The sequence below is a fragment of the Dialister sp. i34-0019-2H8 genome (assembly GCF_042846925.1).
Taxonomy (GTDB): domain Bacteria; phylum Bacillota; class Negativicutes; order Veillonellales; family Dialisteraceae; genus Dialister.
The window spans coordinates 1,475,576-1,491,209 of the sequence record NZ_BAABYQ010000001.1; the positions used below are offsets into that span (position 1 = coordinate 1,475,576).

Sequence of the window (15,634 nt, forward strand, 5' to 3'; positions counted from 1 at the left end):
CATCGGACTCCCGTATCGTCATTTCGAGCGAAGCGAGAAATCTTCCTTGCAGGCCGGTAAACGATGTATGTGTGAAAACAGGGATGAGTGGCTGGTAACTGGTGGTTAGGAATTAGTAGCTAGGGATTAGGCTTGCGATACGAGAAAACCGCTATTATTTATACTTCGCGGCGCTTCTATATTTTTATGCGCCGCACCACCATTTCGCATTTCTCATTTCTAATTTCTCATTCAATCGAGGCTTTCAAACGTAATCATGAGGTGTGCTACCCCTCCTTAAATAGCATAAAAATCCCGCCTGTAAAAAGCGGGATCTCAAAAACTATCGGGCAAGAAAATCATCCAGCGCCGCAAGCGCACGCTCTGCAAGCTTCTGGTTCTTTTCCTTTTTCGGCACTCTCTTTTCAAGCGGCGGGATGAGGCCGAAATTCACATTCATCGGTTGGAAATTTTTCCCCTCGAAATGGGAAATATAGTGACAGAGCGCACCGATCGCCGTTTCTCTCGGAAATGCCTTCGGCTCCCTTCCATGGAAACGGGCTGCCGCCGCATACGCTGCCACGATACCGGATGCGGCAGACTCGACATATCCTTCGACGCCTGTCATCTGCCCGGCAAAGAAAAGACCTCTCTGCTTTCGGCTCTCCATCGTAGCATCTAAAAGATCAGGCGAATCAATGTACGTATTTCTATGCATCACACCATAACGGATGAATTCCGCATGAGAAAGACCGGGGATCATACCAAAGACACGCTTCTGCTCCCCCCACTTGAGATGCGTCTGGAAGCCGACGATATTGTACATGCTGTCTTCCTCATTATCCTGGCGGAGCTGAACCACCGCATAGGGATCCTTCCCTGTGCGCGGATCTGGCAGTCCCACCGGCTTCATCGGGCCGAAGCGCATCGTATCTTCCCCGCGCGCTGCCATGACTTCGATCGGCATGCAGCCTTCGAAGACTTTTTTATTTTCAAAGCCATGTACCGGCGCCATCTCTGCTTCGCAGAGCGCTTCACGGAAGGCCTTGTACTCTTGCTCATTCATTGGGCAGTTCAGGTACGCCGCTTCGCCCTTGTTGTAGCGGGACATGCGGTACACGACGTCCATATCGAGCGACTCCTTCGTCACGATGGGCGCCGCCGCATCATAGAAATGAAAGCCTTCCCCGCCGCAGAAGGCTTCGATGGACTCCGCCAGAGCGCCTTCTGTCAGCGGCCCCGTCGCGATGATGGTGATACCGTCCTTCGGAAGCTCCGTCACCTCTTCTTCCACGACGGAGATCAGCGGGTGATCCTTCACCTTCTCCGTCACGGCTTTCGCATAGCCCATGCGGTCGACCGCAAGAGCCCCGCCCGCGGGGACGCTGTGTGTGTCCGCGGCATCCATGATAAGGGAGTGGAGGCGTCTCATTTCTTCCTTCAGGAGGCCGACGGCATTCGTCATCGCCGCTGCCCGAAGGGAATTGCTGCAGACAAGCTCAGCAAAATAGGATGTATGGTGCGCCGGTGTCTGCTTGGTGGGACGCATCTCGATGAGTGTCACCGGGATGCCCATCTCCGCGAGCTGCCAGGCCGCTTCACTTCCGGCAAGGCCCGCACCGACTACGGTGATATGGTCTGTCATATTTGTCTCCTTTGTAAGGTTATAGGGTTCAGGGTTCGGGGTTAGTCTGCGAGCGTGTGCCCCCTTCATTACGTTTGAAAGCCTCGCGCTCTCTAGTTAGAAGTTAGGAGTGAGGAGTGAGGAGTGGTTGTGCGGCGCAAAAAATAGAGCGCCGCGGAGTATAAATTGAGCAATGTCCGAAAAAGGCATTCCAGTCACCAGTCACTAGCCACTAGTCACTCCTAACCCCTAATCCCTAGCTACTAATTTCTAGTCACTAGTCACTCATCCCTGCTTTCACACATGCATCGTTTATCGGTCTGCAAGAAAGATTTCTCGCTTCGCTCGAAATGACGATACGAGAGAGTCTGGTATCTCCCAGTCACCAATCACTTGCGGCTCCTAATCCCTAGTCACTTCTCCTCTTTCTTTGCTCTTGTTTTCCGCTTCGGATGGGTCGGACAGTCAGGATTCGAGCAGGAAATGACCTCCTTGCCCGTTTTATAGGTTTTCTTCGTCATGATGGCTCCGCAAGTCTCACAGAACTGGTTGATCGGCTCATTCCAGAGCGCCATATCACACTTCGGGTAGCGGCTGCATCCGTAGAAAATGCGGCCGCGATGGCTTCTGCGCTGCACCATATGCCCTTCATGGCACTTCGGACAGACGATGCCCGTGTCGATCACGATGGCTTTATTCGCGCCGCAGGACGGACATTTCAGATAACGTCCATAGGGTCCTGTGCGGTAGACCATGAGCGTACCGCAGGCATCGCATTTCACATCCGACACCTCTTCCGGCCCTTCGGCAAGGCTGTACGGCTTGATGTTCTTGCAGTTCGGATAATTCGGGCAGGCAAGATATTTCCCATAGCGGCCCATTTTCACGATCATCTTTGCACCGCATTTCTCACAGGTGACATCAGAAACCTCCTGATTCTCCTTCTTATCCTTTTCTGCTTCTACATTCGCTGACTCAAGCTCGGCCGCAAAGACTTTGTAGAAGTCTGTCATGACCTTTTTATAGGTGGCTTTGCCTTCCGCGATCTTATCGAGCCAGTTTTCCAGATTCGCCGTGAAGTCGACATTGATGATGCCTTCGAAATATTTCTTCAAAAGCTCCGTCACTTTGAATCCGACTTCTGTCGGAACGAATTGTTTATTTTCCTTCGTCACATAGCGTCTCTTCTGGATGGTATCCAGGATCGGCGCATAGGTGGACGGACGGCCGATGCCTTTTTCTTCGAGTGTCTTGATGAGGCTCGCTTCTGTATATCTTGGCGGCGGCGCGGTGAAATGCTGCTCGCCATTGACCTTGGTGTTTTTGACGATATCGCCTTTTTTGAGCGGAGGCAGGAAATCACTTTCCTCGCTGTCCTTCTTTTTTGACTGCTGCATGATGGTAAAGCCGTCGAAGAGGACATGCACGCCCGTCGCTTTCAGGGTATAGATACCGCACTGGAGCGTCGCACTTGTGCTCTGCTGGATCTGCGGTGCCATCTGGGAAGCGATGAACCGATTCCAGATCAGGGTATAGAGACGGAGCTGGTCGCGTGAAAGTATGCCCGTGAGAGCAGACGGCGGGAAGGAAAGGCTGGTCGGGCGGATGGCTTCGTGGGCATCCTGCGCTTCCTTCGACTTGCTGAAAACGTTCGGCTTCGCCGGCAGGTAGTCTTCCCCATAGGTCTCGGAAATATACGGACGCACCTGCTTGATCATTTCATCAGAAATACGGGTAGAGTCGGTACGCATGTACGTGATGAGCCCCACGTGGCCATGTCCTGGGATCTCTACGCCTTCATACAGGTTCTGCGCGAGCATCATCGTTTTCTTCGAGCTGAAATTCAGCTTATTGACTGCATCCTGCTGCATGGTGGAGGTGGTGTAGGGTGGCTTTGTCTTGCGCTGCTTTCTGGACTTCGTGACAGCGGTGACTTCAGCCTCTTTCCCCTCGATCCCTTTGACCGCGGTATCCGTCTCCTCCCCATTGTGGAGTTCCGCATCCTTCCCGTCGATCTGGGTCAGCTTCGCTTTGAAGGACTCCTTTTTTTCCGTCTTGTACATGGCTTCGATCGACCAGTATTCGACAGGGACAAAAGCACGGATCTCCTCTTCTCTTTCGCAGATAAGGCGGGTCGCGACCGACTGCACGCGGCCTGCGGAAAGGCCACGGTAGACCTGCCGCCACAGCCATGGCGAGAGCTTATAGCCCACCAGACGGTCGAGGACACGGCGCGCCTGCTGGGCATCGACACGGTCAAGATCGATCGGCTCCGGATCCTTGATCGCTTCACGGATCGCTGGCGGCGTGATCTCATGGAAAGCAATACGCACCTTGTCTTCCGGATTCACATCCAGAAGCTTCGACAAATGCCAGGAGATCGCTTCGCCTTCGCGATCAGGGTCCGTTGCCAGAAGGATATCGCAGCACTGGTTCGCCGCTTTCTGCAGATCCTTGATGACATTCGCCCGATCCGTCGAATTGACGTACTCCGGCGTAAAGCCATTCTCTATATCGACCCCCATGGTACGCTTGGGAAGATCACGCAGGTGTCCCATGGACGCCATGACTTTGTAGTCCGGTCCTAAGATGCGCTCGATGGTCTTCGCCTTGGCCGGGGATTCCACCACGACCAGGTGCTTGCCCTTGGGATTCGGCTTTCTTTTAAATGCGACCTGCCGTGTGCGGCGGGTCTTTTTCTTTTCGATCGTTATCGTTCTGGTAATAGGCACTTCATTCCTCCTGAAATGGTTTGTTGTATGGAATAAACGCAGATGGGATCAGACTCTCTCCTGCCTTTTCTTAGAAAAGCACCGATCACATCGAAGGATCCCTCCCCTTAGTCTTTTCTCGTCACGATGTATCGCCCCGAGCCGACCTCTCTGATGTATCCTTTCAGCTGAAGCTGGAGCAGCAGCATGGTCAATTTTACCACAGACAGGCCGGACTGCTGCAGGATCTCCTCTGATGTCACTTCATTTTCTGTACAGCAGAAACGATACACCAATTCTTCCTCCAATGTCAACTGCTCAAGGAAACCTTTTTCAGATTTTTTATTTTCTTCTTCCTTCCAGCCATACTCCGAGAGGATGTCATCTGCCGATGTACAGCAGATGGCTCCGTTTCGGATGAGCTGATTCGTCCCCTTGCAGGAAGGCAGCCAGATACTCCCCGGGACAGAGAATACATCGCGCCCTTCCTCCAAAGCAAAGTCAGACGTAATGAGCGAGCCGCTCCGTTCAGCCGCCTCCACGACGAGTATCCCGCGGCTCATCCCTGCGATGATGCGGTTTCTCGCAGGAAACTGGCGGCCAAGCGGCGGCGTACCGGGCGGGTATTCGGAGACCAGTGTCCCGCCGCTCTCTATCACCTGATGGAACAGATGGCGATTCTCCGGTGGATATACGCGGTCCAGACCGCACGCCAGCACAACCACGGTCGGCGATCCGCCTTCCATCGCACCCGTATGCGATGCGCTATCGATCCCTCGTGCTCCGCCGGAAACGACCGTGATGCCGTGAGCGGAGAGCCCTCTGGCAAGTTCATGTGCCGTCTCGATCCCATATGCCGTCGCTTTTCGCGATCCGACGATAGCGATCGTCCGTTCAAAGCAGGGCAGCGCCCCGCGATAAAACAGAACTGCCGGCGGATTCGCCGTCGCAGACAAAAGCGGCGGATAGTCACTGTCCTCAAAGGTAGAGCAGCGGATATCAAGCCGGTAGAGCTTCTCTTCGATCTGCTCAAGGTTTGTCTCATTTCGGTAAGCCAGAAAGGCAGCCAGTGTCTTTCCTGTCAAGATGTGTGACTTTTCGACAGCCTCCGCCGATGCTTTCCATACATCTTCCGCCGTCTCAAAATAGTCCATCAAAGCCCGCATGTGCTTCGCGCCCAGCCGCGGACAGCCCGGAAGGGCAGCAGCATAGATATCCATGGGATGCTCCTTATATATAAGCAGATCAGAGATCCAGGGTCAGAACTGACAAAAAGAGATATGGCAAGGTGCCACTTCGATCCCTGGTCACTTTCCATTGATCATATTTCTGAAACTGATCGCTTCGGCGACATGCTCGGGGCGGATCTGGTCGGAACCCGCGAGGTCAGCGATCGTCCGTGCAACTTTAATAATGCGGTCATAGCTTCTGGCCGAAAGGTGTAGCTTTTCGAAGACGACACGTAGCATTTCTGTCCCCTCTGCGTCGAGCTGACAAGTCTCCTTCAGCTGGCGATGCCCCATCTGTGCATTGCTCTGCATATGCCAGCGTGAGAGACGCTCCGCCTGCACAGCCCGCGCCTCGGCGACACGCTTTGCGATATCACAGGAAGGCTCGCCCTGAATGGTCGCGGTGAGCTCACTGTATTTCGGGCGCATCACAGAGACATGCAGGTCGATGCGGTCGAGAAGCGGCCCAGAAATCTTCTGTCCGTAACGGCGGATCTCTCCATCCGTGCAGGTACATTCCCGCTGCGGATCTCCAAGGTATCCGCAGGGACATGGATTCATCGCCGCTATCAAGATAAAATCCGCCGGATAGGTGAAGGCTGCATTCACACGGGAAATATGTACTTCTCTGTCTTCCAGAGGCTGGCGCAGGACTTCCAGCACCGTTCTTGGAAATTCCGGCAGCTCGTCCAGGAAAAGTACGCCGCGGTGGGCCAAGGTCACTTCCCCCGGTCTGGGGATACTGCCGCCGCCGATGAGCCCCGCCATGGAGATCGTATGATGCGGACTTCTAAACGGGCGCTCCCGCATGATATCTTCCGCTTTATAGAGGCCGGCAACGCTGTAGATCTTCGTCACTTCGAGCGCTTCTTCCCGCGTCATCGGAGGCAGGATGGTCGTGATGCGGCGGGCCAGCATGGTTTTCCCGGAGCCCGGCGGCCCGGTCATCAGTACATTGTGCGCTCCGGCAGCTGCGATCTCCATCGCCTTCTTGGCAAGGATCTGTCCCTGCACCTCTGCATAGTCTACATCACTCATCACTTCGCGGCGCGTCTCGTGGCGTTCTGCCGGTGCCATCTCCTGGCGGCCGCAGAGAAATTCCACCAGATCCCGGAATGTCTTCGGCCCATAGACCGTGATGTTCTCACAGAGAAGTGCTTCACCGGTCACCTCTTCGGCCATGACAAATTTGGAGATCCCCGCTTCCCGTCCGGCAAGCACCATGGAGAGAATGCCGGGGACCGGGCGGATCTCTCCCTTGAGCGATAGCTCTCCGATGAACATGATCCCTTCGAGTGCTTCTTTGGCGACATCGCCGCTCGCAGCCAGAAGGCCGACAGCGATCGGAAGATCCAGTCCGGAGCCATCTTTTTTGAGGTCTGCCGGAGCCAGATTCACCGTCACTTTGTCGACAGGAAAGTGATAGCCGGAGTTCCGGATGGCAGAGTGTACGCGCTCCTTCGACTCTTTGACCGCCGTTGTCGGAAGTCCCACGATGTCAAAGGAGGGAAAATTCTTATTGATGTCGACTTCGACGCCGATCACATGACCATTCAGACCGAACGTGGTCGAGCCCAATACTTGTGCATACATAGGATATCCTCCTTTGAGAAGGGAAATGATGTAGGGTTCAGGGTTAGCCCCGGCATGGTGCCCTTTGATTACATTTGAAAGCCTCGCTTGAATGAGAAATGAGAAATGGTGGTGCGGCGCATTTCGTCATCCTGAGCGGAAAAAAACGTCGTATGTTAGCAAATGGCTTATCTGAAACAGGAGAACTGAGTCGAAGGAACTAAGCGACGCGGAGGTTTGAAACTAGCGGTTTTCTCGTATCGCAAACCTAATCCCTAGCTACTAATTCCTAGCCACCAGTCACTAGTCACTAGCCACGCATCCCTGCTTTCATACATACATCGTTTACCGATCTGCAAGGAAGATTTCTCGCTTCGCTCGAAATGACGATACGGGAGTCTGATGTCTTCTAGTCCCCAGTCGCTCCTCATCCCCACTTTCAAAACGCATTCCTGATATGATGAAACTTCACAGTCCCATCCGCCATCTGCATGACTTCGACAACGTCGAAACGGATGCGCCGGCCTTCTATATGGCGGCTACACGCGAAGGCTTTCGCTGTATAGCGGATGTGCTGCTGCTTGAAGGGCGTCACCGCTTCCTTCGGTTCTCCATAGCGACGGTTTGTGCGGCTCTTGACCTCGATGAATACCAGCGTCTCTCCATCTTCCATGATGAGGTCGATCTCCCCATGCGTACGCTTGAAATTACGCGCGAGAAAGTGATAACCCTTCCCTTCCAGATATTTTTCTGCCGCCGTTTCTCCATCGCGGCCAAAGCGGGTCGTCTGCATAGTATATCTCCTTGGCTATATGGCGCTTTCCGCCTGCCTAGTCCCGGTGAACAAGACCATTCTTTACTCTATTCTCTATCCTCCCCGCCGTTTCGTCAATGAAAGAACGTCGCTATATGCAAACGGTATCAATAATGACTTTCTCATGAAAAAAAGTAATAGCAGAGACATGTTCTGCTATTACTTTCCTCATCCCTCAAAAACTGCTTCCGCCATCGCAAGAAGCCGTTTCCGATCCGTCTTCCCTGTAGATGTTTTCGGGATAGATGCCACGCGAAGGATACGGTGCGGGATCTCCCAAGCATGAAGCTTTCCCGCAAGAAAGCTCATAAGTCGAGCATCCGACGCAGGCACCTGACCGGACAGAAAGGCGATCAGGCGGTCATCCCCATTCGCCTGCTTTTCTCCGATGACCTCAGCCTCCTCTACGCCGGGCAGCATCAGAAGATGGGAGAGCACCTTTTGGCGACTCACATGATTTCCCTTGATGTGATACTGATCCTCTCTACGGCCGAGGAAGTAGAGCATCCCCTCTTCATCGACGCGGCCCATATCATGACAGGTAAGAGGTCTGCCTGCCCCTTCGACAGCAAACGGCGTATCGACGTAGATCTCTTCGTCCCTGATGGAGATCGAGATCCCCGGAAACGGCCGTCCCACCGCGCTCGGATGGGTCAGGATATCCTTCCCTTCGATATAGCTCACATAGCTTAGCTCGGACGCACCATAGTAAAGGATGGTACGGCTCATCGGGAAATGCCGGGTAAGCGCATCCAGGATCCGCTTCGTCATGAGCTGCGAACCTGTCAGAATATGCGTGACGGACGGGGCTTTCCCTCTGACGCGGCAAAGGGCGGAGAGCTTCGAGGGGATCATATAGACATGCGTCGCCTGCGTCTCTCCGATGTCTTTCATCCATGTCTTTGGCTGTACAGCCTCCGTCCCCGCGATCGTCCCTCCTGCATAAAGGAAGGCCATCAGCATGTTCAGATTTCCTGTGAAAGCCATCGAACCGGACAGATAAAGCACCGCATGCCTATCGATGTGAAAAATATCGTTCTGCACTGGGAAAAAATCCCGCCAGCTCGCTTCTTTTCGGAAGAGCACCTTGGCAAGGCCGCTCGTCCCCGAGGTCAGTACACCAAAGTCGGCGTCGGCCCCCGTCTCTTTGCCGGTCATCTGCCAGAGCTCTCCCGCCGGCTGCATCTTCAGCCCGTCAAAGCAGGTATCCGAAAGAAGGCCTCCGATCGGACGCTCCCTGAGAAGCGCGGCGATGTCCTCCTCCTTCAGGTATTCGTGAAGCAGCACAGGCACGACCCCCGCCATCATCGCGCCAAGGAAATAGAGCACCTGCGAGGGAGGATCTGAAAGGCGCAGTCCCAGCACCTCTCCCTGCCACGGAGATAGAGACGCTGCGATCGCACAGACGCGCGAGTACGCCTCACTATATGACAGTGCCTCTCCCCTCCATAAGAGAAAGATCTTCCGAGGGGACTTCTCAGCCCAGCGTTTTAAATCCTCATATAAATGCATAGTCTTTTCTTCCTGTTCATGATATGAAATCTGATACATTGGGATTTCTGAAATTTGAAAGCAGATATGAGGGATGTGTGGCTAGGGATTAGGGACTAGGGATTAGAAACAAGCGGTGATTGAAATAGCGCAATTGGTATACTGACCGTTCTGCAAGGAAGATCTCTCGGCTACGCTCGAGATAACGACAACGCGAAGCGCTATCAAAATTCTGCGGCGCTTCTATATTTTTATGCGCCGCACCACCACTCCTAACTCCTAACTCCTAACTAGAGAGCGCGAGGCTTTCAAACGTAGTCAAGGGACGGCACGACCCCTGAAACCATTATGCGTCTCTTCCCATCTTATTTTCTATCAGTATCGCTTCGGCGACGCCACCCGCAGCCGGGATCGCGGCGACACCATAGCGCCCGTTTTTCTGCTTGAGGATCGCCATCAAATGAATCATGATCTCCGCCCCGGATGCCCCATAGGGATGTCCGTAAGCCAAAGCACCACCGAAGCAGTTCAGCCGATCCTTCACGGACGGATGACGCCCCATGAAATCGGCACTGATGACCGCGAAGGCTTCATTGTACTCGAAGGCATCGATATCTTCATAGGAAAGCCCCTCCCGAGATAACAACTGAGAGACCGCCTGATCTGCCATGAGAGGCGAGCAAGCTGGATCGCCGCCGGACGTGCGCACCGCCTTGATCTCCGCCATCGGATGCGCACCGTGTGCCTTCACCCAGTCATCGGAAGCGAGTGCCACAAAAGCCGCCCCATCATTCATCGTGCAAGCATTCGCCGCCGTGAGTATCCCATCCGGCACATTCGTCACATGCGGCGCTCTTGCCAGCAGTCGTTCGCTCATCCTTGGACGGATGGCCTCATCCCTTGTACTGCCAAAGAGAGGCACGATATACGGCGCGAGGCAGCCTTCCTTCTCTACGCGGCTCGCCCGCTTGTGGCTAAGAAGGGCTGCCTCGTCCGCTTCTTCTTTGGAAATCCCTGCTTTCTTCGCCGCGCGCTCCGCGCCCAGAAGCATCGCATCATCACTAAATTCCCCCGGCCGGAACTGTGCCGCCGTGAATTCAGGCTCTCTCTTTCGGCTTCGTTCATCCCATTCCTGATAGATGCGGCGCGGTGCGAGCGAAGCACTCTCGGTGCCGCCTGCAAGGATGAAGTCCGCCATCCCGGAGGCGATCTTTGCTGCAGAGAGGTCGATCGCTGCCAAAGCAGAAGCGCACTGGAGATCCAGCGTCATAGCGGGGACCTCTTCCGGAAGACCCGCCTCGAGTACCGTGAGGCGTCCGATATTTCCGCCTGGTCCCACCGCATTCCCGCAAAGCACCAGATCAGGGAGTGCTGACTTCCCGTACTTCGACCACACCCTGTGAAGAATTTCTCCGCCCAGCACCTCAGGCCGCACCGTCTTAAAGATGCCATATCGTATACCGATATGGCTGCGCAGCCCGCCCAGAAGATACACCCGATCTCTCATTCCCTGCTTCCTTTCCGCTGGCATTCTCCGGCAAAGCACAATGTATCCGTATACCCGAGAAGCTGATCCCCCTCTTTCTTCAAGTATACCATCTCCCCTGCCCTGACAGGATGATGGAAACGAAGCCGGATCGCTTTCCCGGGATACATGGCAACGAGCGACAAGAGCAGCTGAAAACCACTCACGATCGGCTGCGATCCCTGATGGATCGCATTATGATCGCCCAAGGCATCGCTGAAGTGATGGACCTCCTCAGCGGTAAACAGCCGCCACGGCTCTCCCTCCCGTCCCTTCTGCGGACATTTCCCCGCATGGAAAGGAAGGAGCACCATAGAAAGCTCCCCGCCGTCCGTACATGCCGAAAGGCGGATGAGCCGTCCCTCCTTGACATGTACCCCGCAGGATGCCTTCGGCGTGCCTTCTTTCCAGAAGATCTCTGCCATCACCATCCCCTGCCATGCGTCTTTCCATACTGAGCATAGCATTCGCATTTGTTCTTCCATACAGCCTCCGAAAAAAGCTGTGACAGCCTGGGCCATCACAGCTTTTACATCATATAAAACAACCGGGAAACGCTGATCCAGCTCCAACCCGTTTCCTAGGGAAACACTGATTCAATCGTTGTCAGATTATACTCTTGAATTTTTATGCATAGCGAGGAATAGCCTGACGCGAATAGCGAGCTATTTAAGGAAGGCTATGACGAAGCTATGTATAAAAATTCTTGTAGAATCTGACTCTGCGATTGAATCAGCGTTTCCCTAATCTCTCTCGATCAGTGTCTTTCTATACTTTGCCACCAGGAAAGAGGCGAGGATGATCTTAGCCAGATCACCGGGCAGGAAGGGGAACATGCACATCACCATCGCTGACCACATGCCTGTACCGGTGAGGAACATGAACCAGCTGATCCCCATCACGTAGCAGACTGCCGTACCAGCCAATGTCGCAGCGAGCATAGGCTTGAAGGTATGTCCCAGCTTTTCGGATACCAGTCCCACCACGAAAGCCATCGGCGCAAAACCAAGGATGAATCCGCCCGAAGGCCCTGCCAGGACAGAGATCCCCGCACGCATCATCGAAAAGACCGGCACACCGGCTGCCCCCAGAATGAGATAGATCAAAAGAGCGAGAAGCCCATAGCGCTTCCCGAGAAAACCACCAGCCATCAGCACGCCGAACGTCCCGAGCGTGATCGGCACGGGCTGGATCGGAATGGTCAGCTGCGAGCACACCGCGCACACCGCAGCGAATAACGCACACAGGACCTGCATGCGGATCGAATGATTTGTATTCATGGATATGACCTCCTAGAAATTGGCCGAGACAAGAAACCGAAGGTGTAAGGTGCAAAGTTTTCCTACCAGTCACCAGCCACTAGTCACTCCCAATCCCTGCCAACTATATTTGATGTGCTTATTATAAAGTGAGAAAAACCGTTTGTCAACTCACTTTATTCATCAGTTGACAAACGGTTAACGATAGAAATGACGCATATGGATTTCCCTGCAACGCCTATCTTTTTAACCATGTCCGTGCAGGATGAAGCGCTTTGTGAAATAATTCCAAATCATCACGATCGCAGAAGCCACGACCTTCGAAAACATATACCATATCCCAAGAAGGTCGATGCAGCACCACATGACAAGCTGATTCAGCCCCAGCCCCATGAGAGACGTCACAATAAAGAGCACCATCTGTTTCGTACTCTGAGTCTCTGCATGAAAGACCACATAGACACAGAGGATGTAATTCACAATGAGTGAGATCGTAAAAGCGATCGGTGCGGAAACCAGCGGCAGAAGACCGCCGTACTCCGTCAATGTAAAAAGCAGGACATACTCTAAGAGGAAGCATCCGCCCCCGACAGCGAGGAAACGAAAAACTTCCCAAAAACGATCCATGGAAGGGAAGATCTTCAAAATAAGAGACGCTAAAAATGTAGGCATAATATGTTCCTTTGGAAATAGCAGCTAGGGAAACACTGATTCAATCGCAGAATCAGCGTTTCCCTAAGGATTGCGAGTGACTGGGGATTCGTGGCTAGGGATTAGGGATTAGGAACCTCGAGTGGCTAGTGACTTGTGACTGGAAGATACCAGACTCTCTCATATCGTCATTTCGAGCGAAGCGAGAAATCTTTCTTGCAGTCCGATAAACGATGCATGTGTGAAAGTAGGGATTCGGGACTAGTGACTAGTCACCAGTGGCTTAAATGCGACTTTCGGGCATCGCCCCATTTATACATCGCGGCGCTTAGATCCTTCGACTCAGTTCTCCTGTTTCAGATAAGCCATTTGCTAACATACGACGTTTTTCTCCGCTCAGGATGACGAAATGCGCCGCACCACCATTTCGCATTTCTCATTTCTACTTTTTCATTCATGCGAGGCTTTCATCCAAAATCAAGGGGACAGCACACCCACGGGGCTGACCCTCCCCCCTATTTCATTAACATCCGAATCATATTCATCTGGATCTCCAGATTCTTTCTGGCATTCTTGACCTCGGTATCCAGCACAAGACCGATGCCTGTGGAAATCACGGCGGCCACCATGAAGAAACCGGAGGTCACGAGCGTCGGCATCTTGGGGACAAGGCCCGTTGCGAGATACTCATGAAAAACAGGTAGAAAGAGCGAGAGAGAAATGAGTGTGAGGACGAGTGCCGCCGCCAAGAAGAACCGCAATGGGCGATAATCCTTGTACAGCATGAAGATCGTTTTCAGCACCCGCGCCCCATCTCGGAAGGTATGAAGCTTGCTGACACTTCCCGCCGGACGGTCACGATAGGATACCGGCACCTGCATGAGAAGCAGATTCTTATCCAGCGCGTGGATCGTCATTTCCGTCTCGATCTCAAACCCTTCTGACAGGATCGGAAACGTTTTCACAAATAGGGGCGAAAAAGCCCGATAGCCCGTCATGACGTCTCGGATCTCCTCCCGTCCCCTGCCCCAGAACAGATTGATGAAACGGCGGACGAGCACATTGCCGGAATTATGAAAAGGACGCTTATTCTCCGTAAAGTATGTCGAAGAGAGACGATCACCGATCACCATGTCGGCTCTCCCCGAGAGCACAAGCTCCGCCATCTCCCGCGCCGCTTCGGCCGGGTAGGTGTCATCGCCATCAGTCATCACATAGCAGTCTGCCTCGATGTCGCGAAACATGGAGCGGATCACATTGCCCTTCCCCTGACGGTATTCATGCACGACGATTGCCCCCGCGCGCTTCGCGATCTCTGCAGTGCCATCGGTGGAATTGTTGTCATAGACATAGATATCCGCCTCCGGGAGTACCGCGCGGAAATCTGTCACTACCTTCTCAATGGTCAAGGCTTCATTCCAGCAGGGAATGAGAACAGCGATACGGGGCATGGGATATCTCCTTTTCATGAAATAAGTTTTCGGTCAAGGCTTCAGATTTAGCCCAAAGAGCGTACCGCCCTTTGCTTGGATACAAAAGAAGTTCAACAGATTCTATAGGTGCAAACGGAGCGCCATGCTACGCTTCGCAGGATCGTAAGATCCACACAGCAGATCTCCTGTGGACATAACGTCATCCGCCTGCCATTGGTTTCTCCATTGTACACCATAGAAACAGGCCGTGCCAGCCGATTCCCGAATTGTTTAAAATTTAGAAAAGCTAAGGCCAGCAGTTTCTTGCGCATTGCTTGTTGTTTAGAAATCCACGCCACGCATTCTAAGGCTTGGAGTGTAAGCGTGCCTGTCCCTGTGCTAAGAAAACGCTGATTGAGATCCCTAGCCTTTGTACTCATGATTCAGGCAAAATTTTCCCGATATACTACCTTTCCCTCCCACTCAGGTAATGCTATTAAGCTAAGCGGCAGAACGTTCTTGGCTCCCCATCGGGGGAGCTGCCCGGAGGGCTGAGGGGGCAGCACTACTGTATATTGGGCATTGTTCGATGGCAGCTGGCATGCCCCATCTCGCTGCGCTCGAAATGGCGTCTCACTGGATTTTAACGTCGATTCGCTCCTAAAAATCCAGTTCGCTTGCACATATTGCCTTCGCTGCTTTCCCCGAAAGGGGAAGCAAGTCATTACGGCGCTAACAGTTTCCTTAACTTAATAGCATTACCCGCTCAGGATCATGAGCCCTCCGTTCCACGGGCTGATCCTCCCCTGAGTCCTGCCCCCAAACCCATTTGATTTCCTTCCCCATTCCCTGTATGATAGGAGAAAAACGAAAGAGGGCTTGCTATGAGCGAAGACGTATCGGTATTACAGACGGCAGAAGAGATCCGCGCACACATTTTAGACATTTATTCTAAAAACCATTTCATGAGTGACTATTTCCATATAAAGATCACGGACATCCATTGCGGCAGTGCGACCGTCAGCCTGAAGACGGATCCTTTGAAGCACAACAACCACAGAGGGCGCCTGCATGGGGGCGTACTGGTAGCGCTCGCCGACTCGGTCACGGGCGTCACCTCGGCCACCGTCGGTGCCTCTGTCGTGACGGTCGCCATGACGATGAATTTCATCCGCACTGCCAAGCCGGGAGAGACGATCCGCGTCACAAGCCGCATCACGCACAATGGCCGCACTACAATCGTCATCGAGGCGGATATGTTCGATGAAGAGGACCACCTGATGGCCAATATCCTTGCGACAATGATGGTGGTGGATCATTTCCCGGAAATCCCGAGGGAATGGCGAGATAGTGACTAGTGACTAGGG

General features: G+C 53.4%; 12 protein-coding genes. 1 reads left to right on the forward strand and 11 read right to left on the reverse strand.

Annotation, left to right across the window (positions count from 1 at the left end; translation table 11 throughout):
• Positions 1-322 precede the first annotated feature (322 nt).
• The 11 genes from trmFO to ACGG9R_RS06335 all read right to left on the reverse strand — a co-directional run bounded on the left by trmFO (position 323) and on the right by ACGG9R_RS06335 (position 14,306).
• Positions 323-1,624 (reverse strand): methylenetetrahydrofolate--tRNA-(uracil(54)-C(5))-methyltransferase (FADH(2)-oxidizing) TrmFO, encoded by a 1,302-nt coding sequence (trmFO, locus tag ACGG9R_RS06285; protein ID WP_390152846.1) that lies wholly within the window; start codon positions 1,622-1,624, stop codon positions 323-325.
• A gap of 392 nt (positions 1,625-2,016) precedes the next feature.
• Positions 2,017-4,335 carry a type I DNA topoisomerase gene (gene topA, locus ACGG9R_RS06290; protein WP_390152849.1) on the reverse strand — a complete coding sequence of 773 codons (2,319 nt, stop codon included), beginning with the start codon at positions 4,333-4,335 and terminating at the stop codon, positions 2,017-2,019.
• A 107-nt stretch (positions 4,336-4,442) separates the two neighbouring features.
• Positions 4,443-5,534 carry a DNA-processing protein DprA gene (gene dprA / locus ACGG9R_RS06295; protein ID WP_390152852.1) on the reverse strand — a complete coding sequence of 364 codons (1,092 nt, stop codon included), beginning with the start codon at positions 5,532-5,534 and terminating at the stop codon, positions 4,443-4,445.
• 87 nt (positions 5,535-5,621) lie between these two features.
• Positions 5,622-7,136, reverse strand: a complete 1,515-nt coding sequence (locus ACGG9R_RS06300; RefSeq protein ID WP_390152855.1) for a YifB family Mg chelatase-like AAA ATPase — start codon at positions 7,134-7,136, stop codon at positions 5,622-5,624.
• A gap of 418 nt (positions 7,137-7,554) precedes the next feature.
• Positions 7,555-7,908, reverse strand: coding sequence for a YraN family protein (locus ACGG9R_RS06305; RefSeq protein WP_022105373.1), 354 nt, complete (start codon positions 7,906-7,908; stop codon positions 7,555-7,557).
• Positions 7,909-8,097: 189 nt separating this feature from the next.
• Complete coding sequence (locus tag ACGG9R_RS06310) at positions 8,098-9,441, reverse strand: AMP-binding protein (protein WP_390152858.1); 1,344 nt, start codon at positions 9,439-9,441, stop codon at positions 8,098-8,100.
• Between the two features lie 325 nt (positions 9,442-9,766).
• Positions 9,767-10,927, reverse strand: a complete 1,161-nt coding sequence (locus ACGG9R_RS06315; protein ID WP_390152861.1) for a thiolase family protein — start codon at positions 10,925-10,927, stop codon at positions 9,767-9,769.
• Positions 10,924-11,412: a hypothetical protein gene (locus ACGG9R_RS06320; RefSeq protein WP_390152863.1), complete on the reverse strand. Its 489-nt coding sequence runs from the start codon at positions 11,410-11,412 to the stop codon at positions 10,924-10,926. Before ACGG9R_RS06320 ends, ACGG9R_RS06315 begins: the two co-directional genes overlap by 4 nt.
• Positions 11,413-11,688: 276 nt before the next feature.
• Positions 11,689-12,225 (reverse strand): biotin transporter BioY, encoded by a 537-nt coding sequence (locus ACGG9R_RS06325; protein ID WP_390152866.1) that lies wholly within the window; start codon positions 12,223-12,225, stop codon positions 11,689-11,691.
• Between the two features lie 225 nt (positions 12,226-12,450).
• Positions 12,451-12,876, reverse strand: coding sequence for a GtrA family protein (locus ACGG9R_RS06330; protein ID WP_390152869.1), 426 nt, complete (start codon positions 12,874-12,876; stop codon positions 12,451-12,453).
• Between the two features lie 494 nt (positions 12,877-13,370).
• Complete coding sequence (locus ACGG9R_RS06335) at positions 13,371-14,306, reverse strand: glycosyltransferase family 2 protein (RefSeq protein ID WP_390152872.1); 936 nt, start codon at positions 14,304-14,306, stop codon at positions 13,371-13,373.
• An 845-nt stretch (positions 14,307-15,151) separates the two neighbouring features.
• Here ACGG9R_RS06335 and ACGG9R_RS06340 point away from each other — a divergent pair.
• Positions 15,152-15,625 carry a PaaI family thioesterase gene (locus ACGG9R_RS06340; protein ID WP_390152875.1) on the forward strand — a complete coding sequence of 158 codons (474 nt, stop codon included), beginning with the start codon at positions 15,152-15,154 and terminating at the stop codon, positions 15,623-15,625.
• Positions 15,626-15,634: the final 9 nt, after the last annotated feature.